Below are 22294 nucleotides of genomic sequence, written 5' to 3' on the forward strand. Positions count from 1 at the left end.
TACACAATACACTTGCTAGATTAAAGGTGATTTTCTAAAGGTTCTATTTGATCAAGCATCTTGTATGTACGCTATCGTTCAAACCTAATACACAAAAGAAAATAGCCATGTGAAATTAACAGGAGCATTTCGCATGGCTATTGTTATCATTTTTAAACTTCTTCGTCTTCTTCTTCGATGAAAGTGTTGAGTACTTCTTCAATCATTTCCCATTCTTCATCAGAGTCAATAGAACTTAGTGTTCCTTCAAGTCCTCCGTCTACTTCAGTATATGAGAATGCTGAAAGTTCAACTTCTTCCCCTTCACTTGTACCAGCAGGGTAAACAAGTACATAAGATTTTTCGAAATCGTCTGAATCAAAAGTAAATAAGATTTCGTATAATTCTTCATTACCTTCTTCATCAATTATTGTAATATGTTCGTGGTCATGATCGTGATCGTGATTATGGTCGTTTGCCATTTTTCCATCTCCTCATTAATAATTATTTGCTTTTCGATCAAGATAGCCTTGTAAAATCATTACTGCAGCCAACTTATCGATTACTTGTTTTCTTTTTTTCCGAGACGCATTTCCTTCTTCTATCAGCATGCGGTTAGCTTGCATTGTGGTCAATCGCTCATCCTGATATTCGACAGGTAATCCGAATGTCTCTTCTAACAGTTTACCATATTCAAGCGAGGCTTCTGCTCTTGGACCTATTGAACTATCCATATTTTTTGGTAAACCTACGATAAAACGCTCTACTTCATAAGATTCAGTGAGTTCTTTCATACGTTCAATCCCGTAATCACCTTTATCTTCATTGATTTTGATGATTTCAATACCTTGTGCTGTCCACCCAAGCGGATCACTAACGGCAATTCCAATTGTTCTAGATCCGACATCTAATCCCATTACACGCATGATTTATTTGTCACTTTCTAGATATTTAGTCATTAATTCTTCTAAAATTTCGTCACGTTCGTGTCGTTTGATCAAATTTCTAGCGTCATGATGTCTTGGTATATAAGCTGGGTCACCGGAAAGTAGATAGCCAACGATTTGATTGATCGGGTTGTACCCCTTTTCTTCAAGTGCTTTATATACAATTCTCAAAGTATCCTCTACGTTGTGTTCTTGATTGTTACCTACACTAAAGCGTACTGTATGATCGTTTGAAGTCATAAATCTCCCTCCGTACTTCATAAGCAAATCCTTTAATTTTTGTCTTCGTATAAAGCTTATGTGTTATTATTTTACAAGAAATTCAATAAAAGTACAATGACCAATAAACGGTTTGCCTATTATATAGTGAAATCAAGAAATCCCTTTATTTCATATTATTCAAAGGGATTTTCTAAACTACATGCCTAGAAAGATGTTTTTGATTCATTTATTGGTTTTCTAGAATCCAGTTTTGCACAGCACTTAGAGCATCTGCAAGTCCTTCTGGATTTTTACCACCAGCTTGAGCCATATCAGGGCGTCCGCCACCGCCACCGCCAACTTTAGGAGCAATCGCTTTGATTAGATTTCCTGCTTTGAGTCCGGCAGATATAGCTTTATCGCTCATTGCAACAATCAAATTAACTTTATCTTCATTTTTCAATCCTAATACTAGTACATCTGAATAAGCTTCTTGCTTCCACTTATCTGCTAGTTGACGCAATTGATTCATGTCTTTAACCTGAACTTCTTGTGCTATAAACGTCATTCCAGCTTCTTCTTCGATTTGTTTGAATACGTCATCCGCTTGAGCATTGGCCATTTTAGCATTCAATGACTCATTTTCTTGTTTAACTTCTTTCAATTCTGTTAATAATTGAGAAACCTTATTAGGCACTTCTTCAATCGTCTGAGCTTTAAGCATTGCACTTGTTTCTTGTAGTAATGCTAGCTGGCTTTCCATCCATCTATAATACCCTTCACTGGTTTTAGCAATGATTCTTCTTGTACCTGCTCCGATACCAGATTCCGATACGATTTTGAATAATCCGATATCTGATGTATTTGAAACATGGGTGCCCCCACAAAATTCTTTGGAATATTCTCCAATCATTACAACGCGGACGCTATCGCCATATTTTTCTCCGAAAAGTGCCATTGCGCCAAGTTTTTTAGCTTCTTCAATTGAAGTCACCACAGTTGAAACTGAAAGTCCTTCAAAAATCTTTTGGTTCACGATTTCTTCCATCTGTTTTAATTCTTGGTCTGTTACTTGTCCAAAGTGAGTGAAGTCGAATCTTAACTGATCTGGTGTTACTAATGAACCCGCTTGATTAGCATGATCCCCAAGAACATCTTTAAGCGCTTGGTGCAATAAGTGTGTTGCTGTATGATTTCTTTCAATCAAGTTTCGACGATTACGATCAACTTCTAATGAATAGACTTCTCCTGTTTTCATTTCAGCTAATACGGTTGCTTCATGAAGTGGTTGTCCTGCTGGAGCTGATTTAACCGTTTCTATCTTAGCCACAACTTCTCCAGATTGATTTTTGATTTGACCATTATCTCCAATTTGTCCACCTTTTTCAGCATAGAAAGGTGTTACATCGAATATAAGTCTAGCTTTATTACCAGAAGCGATTGTATCCTGAAAAGCTTCTTCAAACAATATAGTTTCAAGAGTCGCTTCGGACTGGATGTTGTTATACCCAATAAACTCACTATCTTTATCCAGAGAAGTTAGAAGATTACTTTGAACTGACATAGACCCTTCGTCACTTCGAGCAGATCTAGCACGTTCGCGCTGTTTCTCCATCTCTTTCTCAAATCCACTGATATCTACTGTTAACCCTTGTTCATTCGCTACTTCTTCTGTTAACTCAATGGGGAAACCAAAGGTATCATATAACTGAAATGCATCTTCTCCACTAATAACCGTTTCTTGATTTTTTTGAATGTGCTCAGTGATTTCGTTAAGTCTTCCTAGACCTTCAGCTAGAGTCTCGTGGAATCGATCTTCTTCATTAGAAATGACTTTGGTAATAAAATCAGCCTTTTCTAGTACTTCAGGGTAGTGTTCTTGCATAATTTCGCCTACTACTGGAACTAGTTTGGTTAAGAACGGTTTTTCAATACCTAACTTACGGCCGTGCATAACAGCACGTCTGAGAAGGCGTCTTAAAACATATCCACGTCCTTCATTAGAAGGTAATGCGCCATCTCCAATCGCAAACGTAATTGCACGCACATGGTCTGCAATCACTTTGAAACTCATTCCTTTGTTCTCTGCATCTGTATACGTTTTTCCAGAAATTTCTTCTACTTTTTGAATAATTGGCATAAACAAGTCTGTTTCAAAGTTTGTTGGCACATCTTGAACAACAGAAAGCATTCTTTCAAGTCCCATACCCGTATCAATATTTTTATTTGGAAGTGGGTCATAGGTATGATCAGGCTTATGATTGAATTGAGAGAATACTAAGTTCCAGATTTCTAACCAGCGTTCATTTTCTCCTCCTGGATAGCTTTCAGGATCATCTTCTGACAAATCATTGTATTCAGGTCCGCGGTCATAAAAAATCTCTGAGTTAGGACCACAAGGACCTTCACCGATATCCCAGAAGTTACCTTCTTCTTCAACGATATGGTCTTCACCTAGCCCAACGACTTCTTTCCAAATTCTATACGCTTCTTTGTCGTCAGGATACACTGTTACATACAACTTTTCAGGATCCATATTCATCCATTTTTCACTTGTCAGAAATTCCCAAGCCCATTCGATTGCTTCTGTTTTGAAATAATCACCGATAGAAAAGTTGCCAAGCATTTCAAATAAAGTATGGTGTCTTGCTGTCTTACCAACATTTTCGATATCATTGGTACGAATACTTTTTTGTGAGCTTGCAAGTCTAGGGTTATCTGGTTTCACAGAACCATCAAAGTATTTTTTCATTGTAGCAACCCCAGAATTGACCCATAATAGTGATGGATCTTCGATCGGTACTAAAGATGCACTTTTTTCAATTTTGTGATGTTTCTCTGCAAAAAAATCTAGATAGAGTTGTCTTAATTCAGAACTATTTACTTGTTTCATTTTCAAATCTGTCCTCTCGTCTTTTAACTTTTGATCACACAAAAAAACTGACTAAAGAACACTGCTCACAAGGACGTATTACACGCGGTACCACCTCGTTTGCAATGACTTTACTCAGTTTGTCATTACCTCTTAAGTCTTGTTAACGCCAAGAAAGCGGTATGATTTCTCACACAGTACAATAGGGAGCAGTTAAAGGTTTGCTATGATTCTTTTTCACCAAGACAAGAATCTCTCTTAAATAGCATTTTCATCAACTATATCCTATAGTTTCGTTAAAATGAGTATAGCCTAGTTTTCAAATACAGTCAATACTTGCTGAAAATCTAGACTGTTTATCAAACAATCTTTAAGTGTATTTACAGCATCGGTTCGTCTACATTGAATTGTTTATGAAGAGAAAATCCTCTACCCAACACTTCACTTGCACTCATTGCAACAACAAATGCATCCGGATCAACTTCCAACACCGTTTCTTTCAAGAGTGTGAACTCTCTTTCTTGTATGACAACCATTAGCATATCTTTTTCTGTATTTCCATATCCCCCACGTACACCAAGATTCGTTACACCTCTTTGTAGAGTATGCAAGACTTCTTGTTTGATTGCTTTTGGATTATCAGAAATAATAAAGATATTTTTGTTTCGATTGAAACCAAGCTGCACCAAGTCAATCGTTCTTGAAATGATAAATAAAGCAATCAGTGAATACATAACTGTTTCTGGATCAAATACAATTAATGCGAAGAAAATCACTGCTCCATCTACCAAGACAGTACTCAACCCAAATTGAAGGCGAGCGTATTTATATAAAATCTGAACAATAATACTTGTTCCGCCAGTTGTGGCCTTAGCACGAAATACAATCCCTAATCCTAGTCCTGTGAATACTCCACCAAAAATAGCTGCTAGTAAAGGGTCATTTGTGAGAGGGCTTAAATCTTCAAGGAAAATTAGATAAAAAGGTAGTAACATGCTTCCAAGAATCGTTTTGTATCCTGCGGCTTTACCAAGTAGTGCAAAACATAATATTAGTAAGGGAATATTGACCGCATACTGAAAAACTGCTGGAGTCCATCCATAAAGGTTATTGGCTATAATCGATAGCCCTGTTATCCCTCCAGATACAATTTCATTTGGTAATAAAAACACTTGGAAAGAAACCGCCGTAATCAAGCATCCAATCACGATATAAACATAATCGACTGCACTTAAAGTAAATCGTCTTGCCATTTTTAGCATATCATTCCTCCTCAATTCGTTAGTAACTCGAATCATTCTATCATTATGCAAATCACTTTCTCAACCCTGTTTGCGGATTCATGAGTATTTTATCATAGTAGGGTTTACAAAGACCTTGGATACCGTATACTACTGTTATATAAAGAATGGAGTGATTCCATGAATACAAATCTACAGTTTACTTACATACTAAACGAACATTCTCGAAATGGTCATAAAGCTTTGAAGCAGATTAAACAGTACTCTGACGAACTAGATTATACTTATACTGTTCACAAAACTCAATATCCTGGTCATGCTTTCGAATTAGCTCGTTCGCTTGCTCCTAAGTTATCAACCCATAATCTTCTAGTAGTGGTTGGTGGAGATGGTACACTTAGTGAAGTCATTAATGGATTAGAATCAAAAAATGCTGACTGCCCTATTGGCTATATTCCAACAGGTTCTGGAAATGATTTTGCTCGTTCTCATAACATTCCTCTGACAATTCAGGCATCTATTCAATATATGCTTCAAACAACTAAACCTAGACAACTTGATATCATTGAAATTCAACATAAACATAGGCGCTCATATGCTTTAAATAGTTTTGGGGTTGGAATTGACGGAATGGTTATCCATTCGTTAGCTGAATCGAAATTAAAAAACCTCATTGGTAATGCAGCTTATTTTAGTTCGATTCTATATGCCTACTTTAAGCAAAGACCCTTCAATATCAGTATAGATGCGGGTAAGCATTCTTTGGAATTCTCAAATATATTACTGGCTGTCTGCGTGAATCATCGATTTTTCGGTGGAGGAATTCCGATTCATCCAAAAGCCGATCCAACTGATAGTGTATTTGAGCTAGTGATTGCTGAAAAAGTGTCTTTTAGCGAACTTTTGTCTTTGCTAATTAGAGTCATCTTAAAAAAAGACCACCTTGCTCATAAAAAAATGCATGTTGTTAAAGTAGCAGATTACGCTATAAACATACAGTCTCATCAATACGGACAACATGATGGTGAGTTAAAAGAATTTTATGGCGATTACACCATTTCAAGCAAAAAAAGAGCCTTCTGGATTCGTTAAAATATGGTAATGACTAAACGCCTAAGAAGGCTCAAAATCGTCTTCTTAGGCGTTTATTATTCTCTATAAGGTGTTATACCAACCATTCCGATAAGCGGATCTACTTCATTGTTATCAACCATATCTGGAGTAAGGTATGTAGATTGCTTTTCAGTCTGATTATCTTGTTCTTTAGTCTCTTCAACCATTGTGAACTCTTCAGACTCTTCAATACTTAAAGGATCTTCCGCTAGTAATCTTTCTTTTAACGTCGTTTTTCTCAGCATACTTGTAGAGTGTAAACTACTTCTATAGGCTTCTTCTTCTCCACATAAAATCAGGATTTGACTGGCACGTGTGATCGCGGTATAGAGTAAGTCTTTCTTCAACATTCTACGGTAGCCATTGACCATCGGCAAGATGACCATCTTATACTCGCTCCCTTGGGCTTTATGGATAGAACAGCAGTATGCGAGCGTGATTTTATTCCATTCATTTCTGAGGTAGGTTACTTCATTTCCCTCAAAATCAATAACCAGATTGTCCGTCTTTGTTTCTGATTCTTTAGCTGGAATAATTCCTGTAATCATCCCCATATCCCCATTGAACACATTTCTTTCAGGGTCATTGACGAGTTGCAGTACTTTGTCGCCGATTCTATAGACACTGTCTACGAATTTCATTTCTTTTTTTTCACCATTTGGATTTGGATTAAATAAATCTTGTAAATGCTTATTCAATGTATTGATACCTGCAGGACCTTTATACATGGGCGCTAAGACCTGTATATCTTGAGCCGAAAAGCCTTTTTCAATCGCTCTTGATACAACTTGTGTGATAACATCCAGTACTTTATTGGTTGAACAGGGGAAAAAGCTACGATCGCTTTTCTTTTCTCTGAAATCGTCTGGTAGTTTGTTTTCCTTGATACTATGGGCTAGAGGAATAATGGAAGAATCATTTCCCTGACGATAAATATCTTTTAATTCTTTCTGTGGTACAACGTCACTTTCAAGAAAGTCTCTTAAAACTTGACCCGGTCCTACAGAGGGGAGTTGGTCTTTATCTCCAACCATTATCACCTGCATATCGCTTGGAACAGCTTTGAAAAGCTGATAAGCAAGCCAGGTATCGACCATTGACATCTCGTCGATTACGAGTAGTTTTCCTTTAAGATTGCGATCATGATCACCCAGATCTTCTTCATCATCTGTAGCCGTCAACCCGAGTAGTCTGTGAATGGTAGAGGCGGGCAATCCAGTTGTTTCTTTCATACGTTTGGCTGCTCTTCCTGTGGGGGCCGCTAGTAGAATAGGATAGGCTTCATCTTTGTACTCATTCGGGTCAAGTGACAAATCATTCAATTCAGCAAAAAGTGTCACAATACCATTTAATACGGTCGTTTTTCCAGTACCTGGTCCACCTGTAAGTAAAAAGACAGGTGATTTAAGCGCTTCTTCAATGGCGTTCTTCTGAGAATCTCCATAGGTAATACCCATTGTTTTTTCCAGTTTTATGAGTTTTTTGTGGATAGACTTTTTTGAATGAGCAATCTCACTAGCATGCTCGATGAGTCTTTCTACTGATGTTGCGATTCCCCACTCAGATGCATACAAGGAAGGAATATAAAAGCGGTCTTCATCTTGAATGATTTCTTGGTTTTGAACCAGCTCAATGATATTGTCCGCAGCGATTTCCGGATCAATAATAAATGGTCGGCTTTCTTCAAGCACCTGTATGGTTTTTTGAAGAAGTGGTTTGCTAGAAGCATATGTATCTCCATCACTTAATGTAAGTTCTTGAATAGAATACAAAATACTTGCCTGAATTCTAGCAGGTGCATCCGACTTGATTCCAATCTCTTCGGCAATCAAATCTGCACGGTTAAATCCAATTCCTTCGATTTCTTTTATTAACTGGTAAGGATTCTCCTGAATAACCGATAAGGTTTTGCCTTCGTATTTCTGATAGACCTTATAAGCTAACTGATTTCCTAGTCCGTATTTATTTAAAGCGAGGACGACTCTTTGCATCCCTTGTTCTTTATCAAGAACGTCCATGATCATTTGTTTTTTTGTTTGATTCAAACCCGGGACTCGGTCAAGTTGATTTGGGTCATCTAAAATCAAATCTAAGACACCCTCACCCAATGTATCTACAATGGTTTCCGCCGTTTTCTTTCCAACACCTTTGAATCGACTACTGGATAAGTATGAGACAACGGCTTGACCACTTGAAGGTTGTTCTTTTGCATAACGATCCGCTAAGAATTGAAGCCCATACTTTGGATGCTCCGTAAGTTTTCCAAAAAAACGATAACTTTCCCCTTCATGCACTTGTCCAAAACTACCAGTAACGACTACTTGCGTGCTGTCATACGTAGTATTTGTCTCTGTAACAGACACGAGCATAACCTTGAAAAAGTTCGAAGGACTGGAGAAATAAATAGCCATAACTTCTCCGTTGATGTAATTCTCTTGATGATCTTCTAATTGAAGCGTTTCTTCTTCCATCATATCCCTCCTCGTTTTCGCTTTTACTATTTTATCGAAATCGCAGCTGTTTTTCTAGTGCCTGACTTAAATCAGTATACACTAAAATAAAAAAGGAGATAGATGGCTGTCCATTTATCTCCTTTCTTATTTAGTTATTTAACTGTTGCTAAACATATTGTAGTTCAGTTTCTTTACTGTAAGCAGCATCTATTAATCCGCCACCGATACATTCGTCTCCATCATACAAAACGATTGCTTGTCCAGGTGTGATTGCACGAGCTGGCTCATCAAACTCAATTTGCGCTGTTCTTTGTTCTTTATCAAGGTGTACCGTTACGCCAACATCTGTTTGTCTGTATCTAAATTTAGCAGTACAGTGAAACGTTTCTGGTTTTTCATCATGGTTAGTGAAAGAAAAATCACTTGCATCTAAATGAGTGGCATAAAGCGTTGGATGTTCGTATCCTTGTCCAACATATAACTCATTTTTCTCTAAGTCTTTACCGATAACAAACCACGGCTCGTTTGAGGTGCCATTTCCACCGATTCCAAGACCTTTTCTCTGACCAATCGTATAATACATCAAACCATCATGTTGTTTCATGATTTCTCCATCCAGTGTCACCATATTACCCGGTTGTGCTGGAAGATAGTTCATCAAAAACTGTTTGAAATCTTTTTCTCCGATAAAACAGATCCCAGTGGAATCTTTCTTTTTCGCTGTTGCAAGATCTGCTTCTTCAGCTATTCTACGAACTTCTTTCTTATCCATATCCCCTAGTGGGAACATCACTTTTGATAACTGTTCTTGAGATAATTGATTCAAGAAATACGTTTGATCTTTATTATTATCTAGTCCTCTTAGTAAATGCGTGACATTATTTTCGTCACGACTTACACGAGCGTAATGACCAGTAGCAACGTAATCTGCACCTAATTCAATAGCATAATCAAGGAATGCTTTGAACTTGATTTCCTTGTTACACATAACGTCAGGATTGGGTGTTCTACCCTTTTTATATTCATCTAAGAAGTACGTGAATACTTTGTCCCAATATTCTTTTTCGAAGTTGATAGAATAATAAGGTATACCAATTTTGTTTGCGACTAATGCGACATCTTTATAGTCTTCGGTAGCCGTACAAACGCCATTTTCATCTGTATCATCCCAGTTTTTCATGAATACGCCTATAACTTCATAACCTTGTTCTTTGAGCAACAAAGCTGTTACAGAAGAATCCACTCCTCCGCTCATTCCGACGACGACTCTAGTTTTCGAGTTGTCTGTCATAAAATCACCATCATTTCAGTTTAGATTCTGAACTATACACGAATTGAAGGTTCGTAAGTTTCAGTCTATATCATTATACTTACTTAAAAGAAGAAATCAAGTTGTTTAAAAGTATTTTAATCTGATAAGACTGCTTTGATGATTGTTTATGCTTTTTCTAGCACAGACTCTTCTACAAAAGTACTTAAAATATTTTCAACCATCAATTGAGCTTGTTTAAGGTCAGTGTCTTTAAAAATGTCGATCTTTTTTAAGCCATTTGCTGTAACCGTTACAAGCTTTAGTTCTTTTAAATCTTTTGAGATTGTGATTTTTAATTTAGGTGCTGTTTTTTCTGAAATCACGCTACTTAACGTTCTTTCATACTGAAAAGACCCATTTTTAGTTTCAGTAAATCCGTGGTCTTTTAAAGTATACCTTTTTGCCTGGTCATTCACTTTATACTGATCCTTGCTTCCTGTTAAACTGTCGATTGGTTTAGTGGCCATTTTACGTTCTCCTTATCACTAAAATTCATTTTCCTTTTGTGCTCAATGCTTGTTGATTTCTTTATCTAATACTGTAACAATCCTGTCGATATCTTGTTCTTTTGTTTCAAATCCCATACTAATTCTAATGGTCTCACTGATTGCTGGGTGCTTTTCTCCGTACATTGCTGTGAGTACATGACTTGGATCAATATTTCCCGCTGTGCAGGCTGATCCGGCCGATACTGCTATGCCGGAAAGATCCAACTTGATCAACATCCGCTCAGCGTCTACTCCCGTTAGGTGTAAGCTGATGATTTGAGGTAATGACTTTTCTAAGTTTCCATTGATCTTATAGGCAATGTCAAATTTTTCTAATTGATTCAACAGTCGTGCCTTTAACTTTAGATAATTTTGAACGCGTTGAGCTTGATCTCTTAACATTAATTCGACAGCTGTTTTAAATCCGACGACAGCTGGGATATTTTCTGTACCTGCTCGTCTTTTAGTTTCTTGCTCTCCACCAAGAATCAGACTCGGTAAGGACAGTCCTTCTCTGCAATATAAGAATCCGATGCCTTTTGGTCCACCAATTTTATGTGCAGAAACAGATAACAAGTCGACATTCAACTGGTTAACATCGATAGCTTTTGAACCGTAAGCTTGAACAGCATCCGTATGGAACAAAATGGACTGTTCTTTATCTTTCAACAATTGACCAATATCGGCAATCGGCATAACTGTGCCGACTTCGTTATTACCAAACATGATTGAAACCAGAAAGGTATCTTCTCTTAAAGCTTGTTCTACTTGATCAGCCGTAACGAAACCTTCTTCATTGACAGGTAAATAAGTCACTTCATATCCTAATGCTTCTAAATATTCCATTGGTTTCAATACAGCTTGGTGTTCTACATTTGTTGTAATAATATGACGTTTTTTTGTACCGAACTTTTCAGCGGTCTTCAAGATAGCCGTATTGTCACTTTCTGTGCCACCACTTGTCATCAAAATTTCATTAGGCTTTGCTTGAATACTCTTCGCAAAAACAATTCTTGCTTCATCTAACAAACCTCTACTAAGCCGCCCATACTGATGCGTGCTAGAGGCATTGCCAAAATGACTGCGCATGGCTTTTGACATTTCATCAATGACTTTTGGATGCATTGGACTTGTTGCTGCGTAATCTAAATAAACAGATTGATTCATTATGTCACTTTCTTTCTATGCGTTCCTTGGGAAATCAACAGGTACTGACTTTATGCGTAAACCTCTGGAAACAGCATTTTAAGAATTTCTACTGTTAGTCTTCTACCTTTTCCTTGAGACACAAACGCATGCATATGCATGGCTGGATTGAAATTGGCTTCAATAACTGTGTATCCAGGATCAGCTTCTGTACTAGGTTTTGTGTAATCCGGGATGATCAAATCGATTCCGGTTACTTTTACCCCAATAGGTACGGCCATTTTTTCTGCCAGTAATTTATAACTTTCGTCCATTTCATCTGTGAAGTCGATAGAATCCCCACCAGTCGAAATGTTTGAATTTACTCTTAAATAAACTGTTTCGCCTTTTTCAGGAATACTTTCAAAAGTATACCCTTGTTCTTTTAACGTTAATCTTTCAATGTTACCTAATTGTATTTTCTCAAGAGGTGCTCTGTGCTTTGTCCCTCTTAAAGGATTTCTATTTTTTTGTTCAATCAGTTCACGTATGGAACGTTCACCATCACCGGTTACATTTGCCGGGACTCTTAATAAGACAGCTTTCACCTTACCATCAAGTACAAAAAATCGATATTCTGTTCCGGCTGCAAAATCTTCCACGAGTACCGAAGCATCTTCACTGAATGCAATATCAATGGCTTCTTCAAAGTCTTCTATACTTGGAGAATGCTTAAATACCGTAATACCTAGTCCATAATTAGTCGACTTTGGTTTAACAACTATAGAACGATCTTTAAATTTATAAAAGTCGTCAAGCGCATCTTTTTTAGTTTGGTACTCTTCTCCACCAGGTACTTTAAATCCTTTGCTTTTAAGAATTTTTTTCGTGACCGTTTTGTTTTCCATGATCCAGTGTGAAATATAGGTATCTTTTGCGGTCATGTTTCCGTTTTTCACATACTCTTCATGTCCTTTATGGGACAATTTCAAAAATTGGTCGACTTCATCCAGAACTTCTAATCGAATACCTTTTTGTAGTGTATCAAAAATCAATAATTGAGAAGACATCTCCATCGTCTCAAAACCGCTAAGAAGATAGGGTTTTTCATTCGCTTCTTTTTTATACCCTTGTCCAAGTAGTTTTCCAATTTCAAGATACTGATCCGCTGATCCTATTTGAGCAGTCAATTCAGCAGCAAGTGTTTTCTCTGGATAATTGAACTGTTCTATAGCCGTATCTACTACTTCGTGATACACCGCATCTAAGGTCAATTCTTCTGCCATTTGCTTCATAGTCTCTAAAAGCTCAAGACCTTCTTTATGGTACTTTGTTTGACTAAAAGGATTTTCTACAGAAACTTCTTCATTCTTACGAGTTCCTTCTTGAATCATAGCTGAATCTTTGGAATCTTCCATCCAAATCATGAGTACAAAGAACAGATGAATGAACGTTGCTTGTTCTTTCGTCAATCCGAGAGCGCTATAAGGATTGATATCAAATGATCTGAACTCAACATAATCAATACCTGTCTCGATCATACAACCAATTTTCTTGGATTTACCTCTTAATCTAGCTGCTCCGTAAAATTCTCGTTCTTCACTAAGAGTGTTTTTTGCAACCATATCTTCAACGTCTTGCACATAGTGCTTTAATTCGTCATATCGAACAACGATATCGTTCGTGTTGTGATAGCCATGCTGACTATTGCGGATAGAACGAATCGGATCTTTTAAAATGGATTCTTTTTTATCTATTTCAAAGAAGGATTCATGTGCAAAAGGCGCAGCGCCAAATAGGTACGTCAATATCCATTGATGACTTAAGAAATTACGCGCTAGCTTAAGGTGAATTTCATCCTTAACTTCTTTAGCTGTTCTGTATGCTTCTTGTTTTTCGAAAATAGCTTGGATAAACTCATCCGAAAATGCAAAATTATAGTGGATACCACTGATCAATTGCTTTTTCTTTCCATATTTTTTTGCAAGTTTTTCTCTGTAAGCTACTTCACTTTGATCACTAACTCTTACAATTGGAATCTGCTTTGTGTCGGGTAAAACAGCTGGCATACTAAATGGCCAAACGTATTCACCTTTACTAACGGAGCGTTGAGTAACATCATTTAGTGCTTTCATCCATTTAAACGTTTCGTCAAGTGAAGACATAGGTGGTGTTACAACTTCCAACTGTGCTTCGCTGAAATCAGTTTGAATATAGGGATGATACGAACGATCCCCAAAAACTGCAGGATGTTCTTCTAGCGAAAGTCGCTGCTCTTCATCCACACGAATGCCTTCTTTTTCAATACCAAAAGATCCTTGCATTACACTTTTATTTAATCGATTATTGCTGATTATTTCTCTAATATCCATCATATCATGCCCTCATCTATTCCCTTTTTGGAACTAATTCACTATACATAGTATCACAAAGTAGTACGTCTAGACAGTATAAGATTGCGATAAATATTTCCTATTCACACAAACGGACGTTCACTAGAATTAGAGATTCTATTTTTCTCGTGTTATACTATCTATAATGAAATTGAAAGGAGCTGCTAGTTTGAGTCAGCCATTAGCTTATCGTATGCGACCAACTTCTATAGACATGATTGTTGGACAAGAACATCTTGTAGGAAAAGAAAAAATTATCTGGCGTATGGTGGAAGCTAAACGCTTATCTTCCATGATTTTGTATGGCCCACCTGGAATTGGAAAAACCAGTATTGCAAGTGCCATTGCGGGATCAACTCAGTATGCTTTTAGAATGCTCAATGCAGCGACCGATTCAAAGAAAGACTTACAAATCGTTGCTGAAGAAGCAAAAATGAGTGGAACGGTTATTTTATTATTAGATGAGGTCCATCGTTTAGATAAACCAAAACAAGATTTCCTCTTACCTCACCTTGAAAATGGTCGTATCATCTTGATTGGTGCTACAACAGAAAATCCATATATTTCTATTCACCCGGCTATTAGAAGCCGATCACAAATATTTGAATTACAGCCACTAACCGAAGAACAAATCACATCGGCACTAAACAGAGCCTTAACTGATAAGGAAAATGGTCTAGGCAAGCTATCACTTGCTGTAGATGAGCAGGCTCTAACGCATTTTTCTAGAGCAACGAATGGAGACCTTAGAAGTGCTTTGAATGCTCTTGAGCTGGCTGCTGAGTCGACTCCCGTAGATCATGAAGGCATTATTCGTGTTACATTAGCGATTGCCGAAGAATGTTTGCAAAGAAAAGTGCTTACCCATGATAAAGATGGTGATGCACATTATGATGTTATTTCAGCTTTCCAAAAATCTATCCGAGGTAGTGATGTTCATGCCGCCTTGCATTATATGGCACGACTGGTCGAAGCTGGAGAGCTTCAAATTATCTGTAGAAGACTAATGGTTATTGCCTATGAAGATATCGGTCTCTCCAATCCTGCGGGCGCTGCTCGAGCCGTAACAGCTGTTCAATCTGCAGAAAAGTTAGGTTTCCCCGAAGCAAGAATTCCGTTAGCAAATGCAGTCATTGAATTAGCACTTTCTCCAAAATCAAATTCCGCTATTTCTGCAATCGATCAAGCACTTGCAGATGTAAGGCAAGGAAAAAGTGGACACGTGCCTAACCATTTAAAGGATAGTCATTATACAGGTGCAAAGGAACTTGATCGGGGAGTCACTTACAAATATCCGCATGCCTATCCTGATTCATGGGTAGATCAGCAATATTTACCTAATTCGCTAAAAGGTGCACTTTACTATATTCCCAATTCAAAAAGTAAATTTGAAGAAGCATTATCAAAGCAATATAACAAGTTCAATTCATGAACTTAATCCAACGAACAAACGATTACAACGAACTATTTTGCTTATATTGTTTTAAGCATGTAATTCAAATGATTGACAAAGTAAGGAATCGATGCTATTATAAGAGTAAGATTTCTGAGGTGTACGCGTTGTCGGCTACTGTGTTGACCGAACATATTCTTTAAAAACTGGGATTCTGAAGGAAGAATTCATGACATGCCTTATCACTTGGTAGTCAGATATTTTTCCGGTGAAGCCCACCTGCTATATTGCGGGTTCAACCAAACACGACAATCTACCGGCACCATCGGATTTCTTATACTTAGCGATTGAACCACTTTAGTTTTCTAAAGTGGTTTTTTTATACTCTGGTTTTGCAAAAAAGGTTAAACTATTATCATAATCTTTATTTTTTCTTGTATACTATAAGTATACAAATATAGAAAACTTGAATACAAAGGAGAGGAATCCCTATGTTACAAGAATACAATAAAATACTCGTTGCTGTTGATGGCTCCCAAGCGGCCGAAAAAGCTTTCAAGAAAGCCGTTGCTGTGGCCGAGCGAAATCGTGCTTCTCTAGTTTTAGCCCATGTTATCGATACACGTGCTTATCAGTCTTTTTCTACTTTTGATGGATCCATTGCTGATAATGCGCGGGAAGAAGCGCAGAACACTTTAGAACAGTACAAAGCTGAAGCTGAAAAAGACGGCGTCTCTAATGTTAAAATTGTACTTGAGTACGGCTCCCCAAAAGTAATGGTTGCCAAACAAATTCCAGAATCCAATGATGTCGATTTGATTATGCTAGGTGCTACAGGACTTAATGCTGTTGAGCGAATATTTGTAGGTTCTGTTTCTGAATACGTCATTCGACATGCAGATTGTGATGTATTGGTCGTTCGAACAGATGTGAAAAACAACTTAAGTAAATAACAACATACAAAAAAAGCACATTACCCTTCCTCATAAAGGCAATGTGCTTTTATTTAGTTATTATCTATGTTTTTCAACGTCACGAGCAATCATGACTTCTTCATCAGTTGGAACTAGTAAGACTTTAACTTTAGAATCTTCAGTAGAGATAAAACGCTCGTCTCCACGAACATCGTTTTTCTCAGTATCGATTTCGGCTCCTAAGAATGTCAATCCGTTGATCACGTTCTCACGTGTTTCAACACCATTCTCACCAATACCAGCAGTAAATACGATTGCATCTACGCCGTTCATAGTTGCTGCGTATGAACCTACATATTTTCTAACTCTATCTTCAAAAATGCGAAGCGCTAAAGCAGCATCTTCATTTGTATGTTCTGCATCTTCAAGATCACGCATATCACTTGAGATTCCAGAAAGACCTTTTAAGCCCGATTCATTATTCAAGATGTAGATCATATCGTTGATGTTATCAATACCTTCTTTTTCCATTAAGAATGGAAGTAATGAAGCATCAATATCACCAGAACGAGTACCCATTGTTACTCCCGCTAAAGGTGTGAATCCCATTGAGGTATCAACAGATTTCCCGCCATCAACAGCAGTGATTGAAGCACCATTACCTAGATGACACGTAATGATTTTAAGTTCTTCAACTGGCTTACCCATCATTTCAGCAGCACGTTCCGCTACATATTTATGACTCGTTCCGTGGGCGCCGTATTTACGTGCATTATGTTTTTTGTAATATTCCATTGGAATACTGTACATATAATTTACCTTCGGCATTGTTTGGTGGAAAGAAGTATCGAATACAGCAACACTTGTGATATCTGGTAAGATCTTACGGAAACCTTTAATTCCAGTAGCGTTAGCCGGGTTGTGAAGTGGTGCAAATTCAGAAAGATCTTCGATTTGATCAATAACTTCATCTGTGACAAGTGCAGAATCTTGGAAGATTTCACCACCAGCAACAACACGGTGTCCAACACCCGTAATTTCGTCGAAGTCTTCAATAATATTTAATTCAGTTAATTGTTTTAGTAACATTTCAACGGCAACTTCATGATCATTAATATCTAATACTTCTTTATATTTTTGACCTTCACCGTATTTAATTGTAAAAATCGAATCGTTCAATCCGATACGTTCTACGATACCAGAAGCTAATACAGTTTCTTCAGGCATTTCAAAAAGTTTCCATTTCAAGCTGGAGCTTCCAGCGTTAATAGCGATTGTCTTAGACATGCATGTCTCTCCTTTTATAGTTGATTAGTTTAGAAAATTATGTTTCCATTGCGTTATTTCAGCTATTAAATCTTGCATAGCTGGTAAATTCTTAAAATCAGGAGCAGTTGCTAACAAGACTTCTTTTGCCTGTTGCGTACCCACACCATTTTTTTGAACAATTAATATAGATTTCCTGGACTGTTCTGTCTTGAATAATTCTTTAGGTAATGTAAGCATTCCTTGAAAGTGTCCTACTTTCTGGATAAATGCAAGTAAGTCTTTGGCTTCTTCTGATTCAAAAATATTTGAAGGTACCAGATAAAACCCAAAGCCTCCTTCTTTCAAATAGTTCATTCCTTGTTCAATCATTAAATGATGGGTAAAGGAGTGTCCTGTCGGAAAAGATGTTTCAAACTTTTCAGATTGTTCATCTAACGGATAATATCCTACTGGTAAGTCGGATACAATAGTATCGGCTGGTTCAATGAGCAGATTACTTAAAGCATCTTGGAGCGTTAAACTAATGGTTACATTCTGAAGAGCAGCACTAGTAGCGGCTAACGACAAAAGTAACTCATCATTATCTATTCCTGAAAGTTGAATAATTCTATTATCTCTATTCAAAAAGTGAAAGAGTGTATAGGTTAAGTTACCCGTTCCTATGGATAGATCCAGTAAATGATACGGTGTTTCTGATTTCGGTGGCGCTAAGACTTCTACCAAGTAAGCCATCAATGATCCAATAGAGTCTGGTGTCATCTGGTGGTTTGCTTGAACGAAATCTTCACGCATTCCTCTCAATATTGAAAGTTGTATTGCCTGTCTCAATTCATTTGAAGCGATTTCTGAAAGATCTAATTGCTCATACAGAGCTTCAAGTTCATCTTGAGTATACTTGGACGGTTTACCATCCAGAATGCGAACGGTTTTGTTATCCAGTAAATTTTCTCCTGTTTCAATCAACGCTTCCATGTAGGAGACCTGAAGATCTTCTTTAAGCATCATAGCAGATTGATCCAGAACTTGGTAAACAGATTCGATATGTTCTGTCGACACTTTAGCCCGCCTTTCTACAAGACTAAGACTATTCATTCCGTACACGTCAAGCTAGAATCTAGAATTGGAATCGAGAAAAATAGCTTTTGTTGCTAAACGTGTGCGTTACGAAATAATCGGTCAAGTAATCGAAAAATTAAACTCTGTAACATATTCATTTTAACTGATTCTATTGGTTTTCTCAAGGGATTAAAATAAGGATTCACACTAACAAAAAAGGAATTATGAGGATCCATTAACTTAGGTCCTCATAATTCCTTATAGTTTCCGTTCAGGCAAACTTCTTAACGAATTAGTCCGTTAAATTAGTTAGCTACTGGATATACAGATACTTGTTTTTTGTTTTTACCTTTACGTTCGAAACGAACAACGCCATCAATTTTTGCAAATAGAGTATCGTCTCCGCCTTTTCCAACGTTTTCTCCAGGATAGATTTTAGTTCCGCGTTGACGGAATAAAATCGAACCACCTGAAACGACTTGACCATCTCCACGTTTAGCGCCTAAACGTTTTGATTGAGAGTCACGACCGTTAGTTGTAGATCCGCCACCTTTTTTGTGTGCGAACAACTGTAAATTCATTTTCAACATTAGAATGCACCTCCATCTTTATTTAGTCTGTTTAATCTTGATATATTTTGGGGACTCTTCCTGTACACTTTTAAGCGATAGCAATAAACTTTCCAATAAAATCTGAGCTACATTAGACTGTTCTTCAGATCGATTGTCTGGAAGAGTCATGGAAAGATAGCCTCCATTTTCTTCATCGATATCAATAGAAGGGGTCAATTTAGCCAGCTCTATTATACTATTTATCGCTCCAATACTAAGCGCCGAAACTGCGGCACATACAAGATCTTGTCCATATGGACCAGAATCTGCATGACCAGAAATCTCGATAGAAATGATTTGGTTATTCTTCAAACGATCAAAATGCGCTTGAATCATTTAAAATCCTTCTTTCGCTTACTTTGTTTTAATCGAGTTGATTGTTACTTTAGTGTATGGTTGACGATGTCCACGTTTAGTATGAGAGTCTTTTCTACGACGATACTTGAACGTAGTAACTTTCTTAGCACGTCCCTGTTTCTCGATGATAGCTTCTACTGAAGCTCCCTCAACTGTTGGAGTTCCAACGATTGCGTTGTCTCCTCCAACAAACAATACTTCACCAAAAGTAACAGAATCTCCAGCTTCACCTTCTAATTTCTCAACGAAGATTGCTTTTCCTTCTTCTACTTTGATTTGTTTGCCACCTGTTTTGATGATTGCATACATGTTTGTTGCACCTCCTTATTTAGTAGAGCACACCGCATAACGCCATGCTCTCTATTGCACTAAGACTCGCCGTTATAAGTGACCTTAATCAGATCTTGAAAACTCATATACGAGCGGTTGTAGCTGTGGTGCGGCACAAATACAACGTTATTATGATACCAAAACGAACGGTTCAAGTCAATTAGTTTTTATTAAATATCTTTTGCCAGAAAGATTTCTTCTCTTCTTTAAGCGTCATTAAAGGTACCGTTTCTCCAAGAATTCTTCGTGCAATATTTCTGTATCCCTGAGAAGAGATGTTATCCGGATCTAATGCAACTGGATTTCCTTTGTTTGAAGAACGGACGACTTCATCATCTTCAAAAACAATCCCTAAAAGCTTAACAGAAAGATGTCTCGTAATCTCATCTATATCCATGACATCACCTTGTTGCATCATACGCTTTCTAATTCTGTTAATGACTAGTTTTGGTGAACCAATCTTAGTCTGTTCTACTAAGCCGATGATTCTATCTGCATCTCTGATGGCCGAGATTTCTGGAGTAGTGATAAGAATAGCGTCATCTGCTGCTGCAATTGAATTTTTAAATCCTTGTTCGATTCCTGCTGGGCAGTCGATGAGTACATAATCATAATCTTTCTTCAACTCGCTGATCAGTTCAATCATCTGATCTTCATTGATGACATTTTTATCTGCATGCTGAGCTGCAGGTAGTAGAAATAGTTGATCATTGAATCTTTTATCTTTGATAATGGCTTGGTGGAGCTTAGCTCGCCCTTCAAGTACATCCACGATATCATATATAATTCTATTTTCTAGACCTAATATGACATCCAGATTTCTTAATCCAATATCCATATCGACTAGGCAGATTTTTTTCCCTTGTAGCGCTAATGCAGTACCAATATTAGCTGTTGAAGTTGTTTTTCCAACTCCGCCTTTACCTGATGTTATAACGATGGCTTTACCCATTGATTAATCCTCCTGTAACATTTCCTAATTCTGGTCTAATCTTTTTCAATTCATTGAGTGGCGACACTCTCAAAATATGTAAGTCATCCAAATAAACCACTTCAAATTTTGCTGCAGTATCCTGTGTTTCTTTTTCAGCAGTATCGACTACATGTACATGGTCAGCAATACGAACTTGTGCGTTGTAAGAAAAATTAGCAATGACAACAGCTTGTTCTTTACCTTTCGTACCCGCATGAGCAATACCCCTGAGGTCTCCTATAATATAGATACTACCAGACGCTTTCACAGTCCCGCCTGGATGTACACCACCAACTAAAAGTAAATCACCTTCCACATCGATGATTTGACCGCTACGAACAGTACTGACTTCAAGCTTCGTGCTTACTTCATCATGCCACTCTAAAGCTCTTTCTATTTTAACGACCTCTGAATCAATCGCTTTGATTTTTAGATAGGACTTTTCTTCAATCAACGTTCTGATTTCTTCTTTTTCTTTCTCGTTCCACAATCGATTTCCGGTCTTGATTGTCAATTCGATTGGTTTCGCGGCTGTCGCTTCTTTTTTTAATGGATTAATTAATTTCGTCGTTTCTTCAACGATTGTAAGAAACGCTGCTGACTGATCAACGAGTAATTGAAATCCTTCTTTAGTTCCTTTAAGTGTTACAATCTTCTGCAAGTTTTTCACCTCTGTAATAAAGATTGGCATTCCCTATTTCACTTATCATTCCTATTAAATGAAGCTTATCTTTTGAATCTTATCTCTTCTTTTTGTACAACCTTCTGGCCTATTTTGTCCACAGGATATCCTATGATTAACATCATAATTCCATTGAAGAGTAAACTTATCCCCAGACGTTCTACAATGAAAAGTTGCATAGATAGCTGCGTAATATTGATGGCACGGTAGACTCCAAATACAAAAAACTCTAAAAGTGTAATCACGATGACACTTAACAGTACATAAATCAGTAAATTAGGTTTGAAGTAACTTCTAAGTTGGAGAATCACATAGGCGATCAATGTAAATGTAGCCATATAGATACCTAAATACCCAGTATAGTAACTATCATATAAAAATCCCATAATCAAAGAGAGCCATATAATATGTTTAAAGCTCAGATAGAAAGAAAGGATCAGTAATACAAGTACTGTGAGTCTTGGAACAATTGTCCCGACATCCGTTGTGAATACTGCTTTTAATTGAGCCGTCAGTACTCCATCAAGTAGCAAGGCTACTAAAAGGAGTATTAAGGGGTAAAGAATCTTTTTCCATTGACTCATT

At 37.3% G+C, this 22294-nt stretch carries 21 protein-coding genes, 1 other RNA gene and 1 other annotated feature; of the genes, 4 read left to right on the forward strand and 18 right to left on the reverse strand.

All coding sequences use genetic code 11. The features are described from left to right. Positions 1 to 152: 152 nt before the first annotated feature. The 5 genes from LG377_RS08750 to LG377_RS08770 all read right to left on the reverse strand — a co-directional run bounded on the left by LG377_RS08750 (position 153) and on the right by LG377_RS08770 (position 5261). On the reverse strand, positions 153 to 461 hold the full coding sequence (locus LG377_RS08750; protein WP_225744279.1) for a DUF1292 domain-containing protein: 309 nt from the start codon (positions 459 to 461) through the stop codon (positions 153 to 155). A gap of 15 nt (positions 462 to 476) precedes the next feature. Further along, the gene (gene ruvX, locus LG377_RS08755; protein WP_225744280.1) at positions 477 to 905 is read right to left on the reverse strand and encodes a Holliday junction resolvase RuvX; all 429 of its coding nucleotides are present in this window, start codon (positions 903 to 905) and stop codon (positions 477 to 479) included. Between the two features lie 3 nt (positions 906 to 908). After that, entirely contained in the window at positions 909 to 1166 is a 258-nt protein-coding gene (locus tag LG377_RS08760) for an IreB family regulatory phosphoprotein (RefSeq protein ID WP_225744281.1), read from the reverse strand. Positions 1167 to 1374: 208 nt separating this feature from the next. Continuing rightward, the gene (gene alaS / locus LG377_RS08765; protein WP_225744664.1) at positions 1375 to 4020 is read right to left on the reverse strand and encodes an alanine--tRNA ligase; all 2646 of its coding nucleotides are present in this window, start codon (positions 4018 to 4020) and stop codon (positions 1375 to 1377) included. 359 nt (positions 4021 to 4379) lie between these two features. Continuing rightward, positions 4380 to 5261 carry a YitT family protein gene (locus LG377_RS08770; RefSeq protein ID WP_225744282.1) on the reverse strand — a complete coding sequence of 294 codons (882 nt, stop codon included), beginning with the start codon at positions 5259 to 5261 and terminating at the stop codon, positions 4380 to 4382. Between the two features lie 159 nt (positions 5262 to 5420). On the opposite strand from LG377_RS08770, the gene LG377_RS08775 reads away from it, so the two are divergent. Continuing rightward, the gene (locus LG377_RS08775) at positions 5421 to 6332 is read left to right on the forward strand and encodes a diacylglycerol kinase family protein (RefSeq protein WP_225744283.1); all 912 of its coding nucleotides are present in this window, start codon (positions 5421 to 5423) and stop codon (positions 6330 to 6332) included. Positions 6333 to 6388: 56 nt separating this feature from the next. Here the strand turns inward: LG377_RS08775 and LG377_RS08780 are convergent, their stop codons facing one another. From LG377_RS08780 to gshAB, 5 genes are all read right to left on the reverse strand, one after another. Beyond that, on the reverse strand, positions 6389 to 8827 hold the full coding sequence (locus LG377_RS08780; protein WP_225744284.1) for an ATP-dependent RecD-like DNA helicase: 2439 nt from the start codon (positions 8825 to 8827) through the stop codon (positions 6389 to 6391). Between the two features lie 145 nt (positions 8828 to 8972). Next, positions 8973 to 10097: a tRNA 2-thiouridine(34) synthase MnmA gene (mnmA, locus tag LG377_RS08785; protein WP_225744285.1), complete on the reverse strand. Its 1125-nt coding sequence runs from the start codon at positions 10095 to 10097 to the stop codon at positions 8973 to 8975. A 146-nt stretch (positions 10098 to 10243) separates the two neighbouring features. Next, entirely contained in the window at positions 10244 to 10585 is a 342-nt protein-coding gene (locus LG377_RS08790) for a DUF1831 domain-containing protein (RefSeq protein ID WP_225744286.1), read from the reverse strand. A 42-nt stretch (positions 10586 to 10627) separates the two neighbouring features. Beyond that, positions 10628 to 11773 (reverse strand): cysteine desulfurase family protein, encoded by a 1146-nt coding sequence (locus tag LG377_RS08795; RefSeq protein ID WP_225744287.1) that lies wholly within the window; start codon positions 11771 to 11773, stop codon positions 10628 to 10630. A gap of 50 nt (positions 11774 to 11823) precedes the next feature. Then, the gene (gshAB, locus tag LG377_RS08800; protein WP_225744288.1) at positions 11824 to 14106 is read right to left on the reverse strand and encodes a bifunctional glutamate--cysteine ligase GshA/glutathione synthetase GshB; all 2283 of its coding nucleotides are present in this window, start codon (positions 14104 to 14106) and stop codon (positions 11824 to 11826) included. 187 nt (positions 14107 to 14293) lie between these two features. Here gshAB and LG377_RS08805 point away from each other — a divergent pair, with 187 nt between their 5' ends. From LG377_RS08805 to LG377_RS08815, 3 genes are all read left to right on the forward strand, one after another. After that, on the forward strand, positions 14294 to 15556 hold the full coding sequence (locus tag LG377_RS08805) for a replication-associated recombination protein A (protein WP_225744289.1): 1263 nt from the start codon (positions 14294 to 14296) through the stop codon (positions 15554 to 15556). Positions 15557 to 15664: 108 nt separating this feature from the next. Further along, positions 15665 to 15853, forward strand: a non-coding RNA gene (gene ssrS, locus LG377_RS08810) — 6S RNA. Positions 15854 to 16008: 155 nt separating this feature from the next. Then, entirely contained in the window at positions 16009 to 16470 is a 462-nt protein-coding gene (locus tag LG377_RS08815; RefSeq protein ID WP_225744290.1) for a universal stress protein, read from the forward strand. Between the two features lie 60 nt (positions 16471 to 16530). Here the strand turns inward: LG377_RS08815 and LG377_RS08820 are convergent, their stop codons facing one another. From LG377_RS08820 to mreD, 8 genes are all read right to left on the reverse strand, one after another. Beyond that, a complete protein-coding gene (locus LG377_RS08820) occupies positions 16531 to 17718 on the reverse strand; it encodes an acetate/propionate family kinase (RefSeq protein WP_225744291.1) in 1188 nt (395 codons plus the stop codon). A 24-nt stretch (positions 17719 to 17742) separates the two neighbouring features. Further along, positions 17743 to 18756 carry a class I SAM-dependent methyltransferase gene (locus tag LG377_RS08825; protein WP_225744292.1) on the reverse strand — a complete coding sequence of 338 codons (1014 nt, stop codon included), beginning with the start codon at positions 18754 to 18756 and terminating at the stop codon, positions 17743 to 17745. A 305-nt stretch (positions 18757 to 19061) separates the two neighbouring features. Beyond that, positions 19062 to 19337 carry a 50S ribosomal protein L27 gene (gene rpmA / locus LG377_RS08830; protein WP_305067565.1) on the reverse strand — a complete coding sequence of 92 codons (276 nt, stop codon included), beginning with the start codon at positions 19335 to 19337 and terminating at the stop codon, positions 19062 to 19064. Between the two features lie 27 nt (positions 19338 to 19364). Then, positions 19365 to 19703, reverse strand: coding sequence for a ribosomal-processing cysteine protease Prp (locus LG377_RS08835; protein ID WP_225744294.1), 339 nt, complete (start codon positions 19701 to 19703; stop codon positions 19365 to 19367). 18 nt (positions 19704 to 19721) lie between these two features. Then, positions 19722 to 20033, reverse strand: coding sequence for a 50S ribosomal protein L21 (gene rplU / locus LG377_RS08840; protein ID WP_225744295.1), 312 nt, complete (start codon positions 20031 to 20033; stop codon positions 19722 to 19724). A 52-nt stretch (positions 20034 to 20085) separates the two neighbouring features. Further along, positions 20086 to 20162: a sequence feature (ribosomal protein L21 leader region), on the reverse strand. Positions 20163 to 20214: 52 nt separating this feature from the next. Beyond that, positions 20215 to 21006, reverse strand: coding sequence for a septum site-determining protein MinD (minD, locus tag LG377_RS08845; RefSeq protein WP_225744296.1), 792 nt, complete (start codon positions 21004 to 21006; stop codon positions 20215 to 20217). Continuing rightward, on the reverse strand, positions 20999 to 21688 hold the full coding sequence (locus LG377_RS08850; RefSeq protein WP_225744297.1) for a septum site-determining protein MinC: 690 nt from the start codon (positions 21686 to 21688) through the stop codon (positions 20999 to 21001). The genes minD and LG377_RS08850 overlap by 8 nt, the downstream gene beginning before the upstream one ends. Before the next feature lie 65 nt (positions 21689 to 21753). After that, on the reverse strand, positions 21754 to 22293 hold the full coding sequence (gene mreD / locus LG377_RS08855) for a rod shape-determining protein MreD (RefSeq protein ID WP_225744298.1): 540 nt from the start codon (positions 22291 to 22293) through the stop codon (positions 21754 to 21756). Between the last annotated feature and the right edge of the window lies 1 nt (position 22294).

It is taken from the genome of Marinilactibacillus sp. Marseille-P9653, assembly GCF_916618885.1.
Taxonomy (GTDB): domain Bacteria; phylum Bacillota; class Bacilli; order Lactobacillales; family Carnobacteriaceae_A; genus Marinilactibacillus.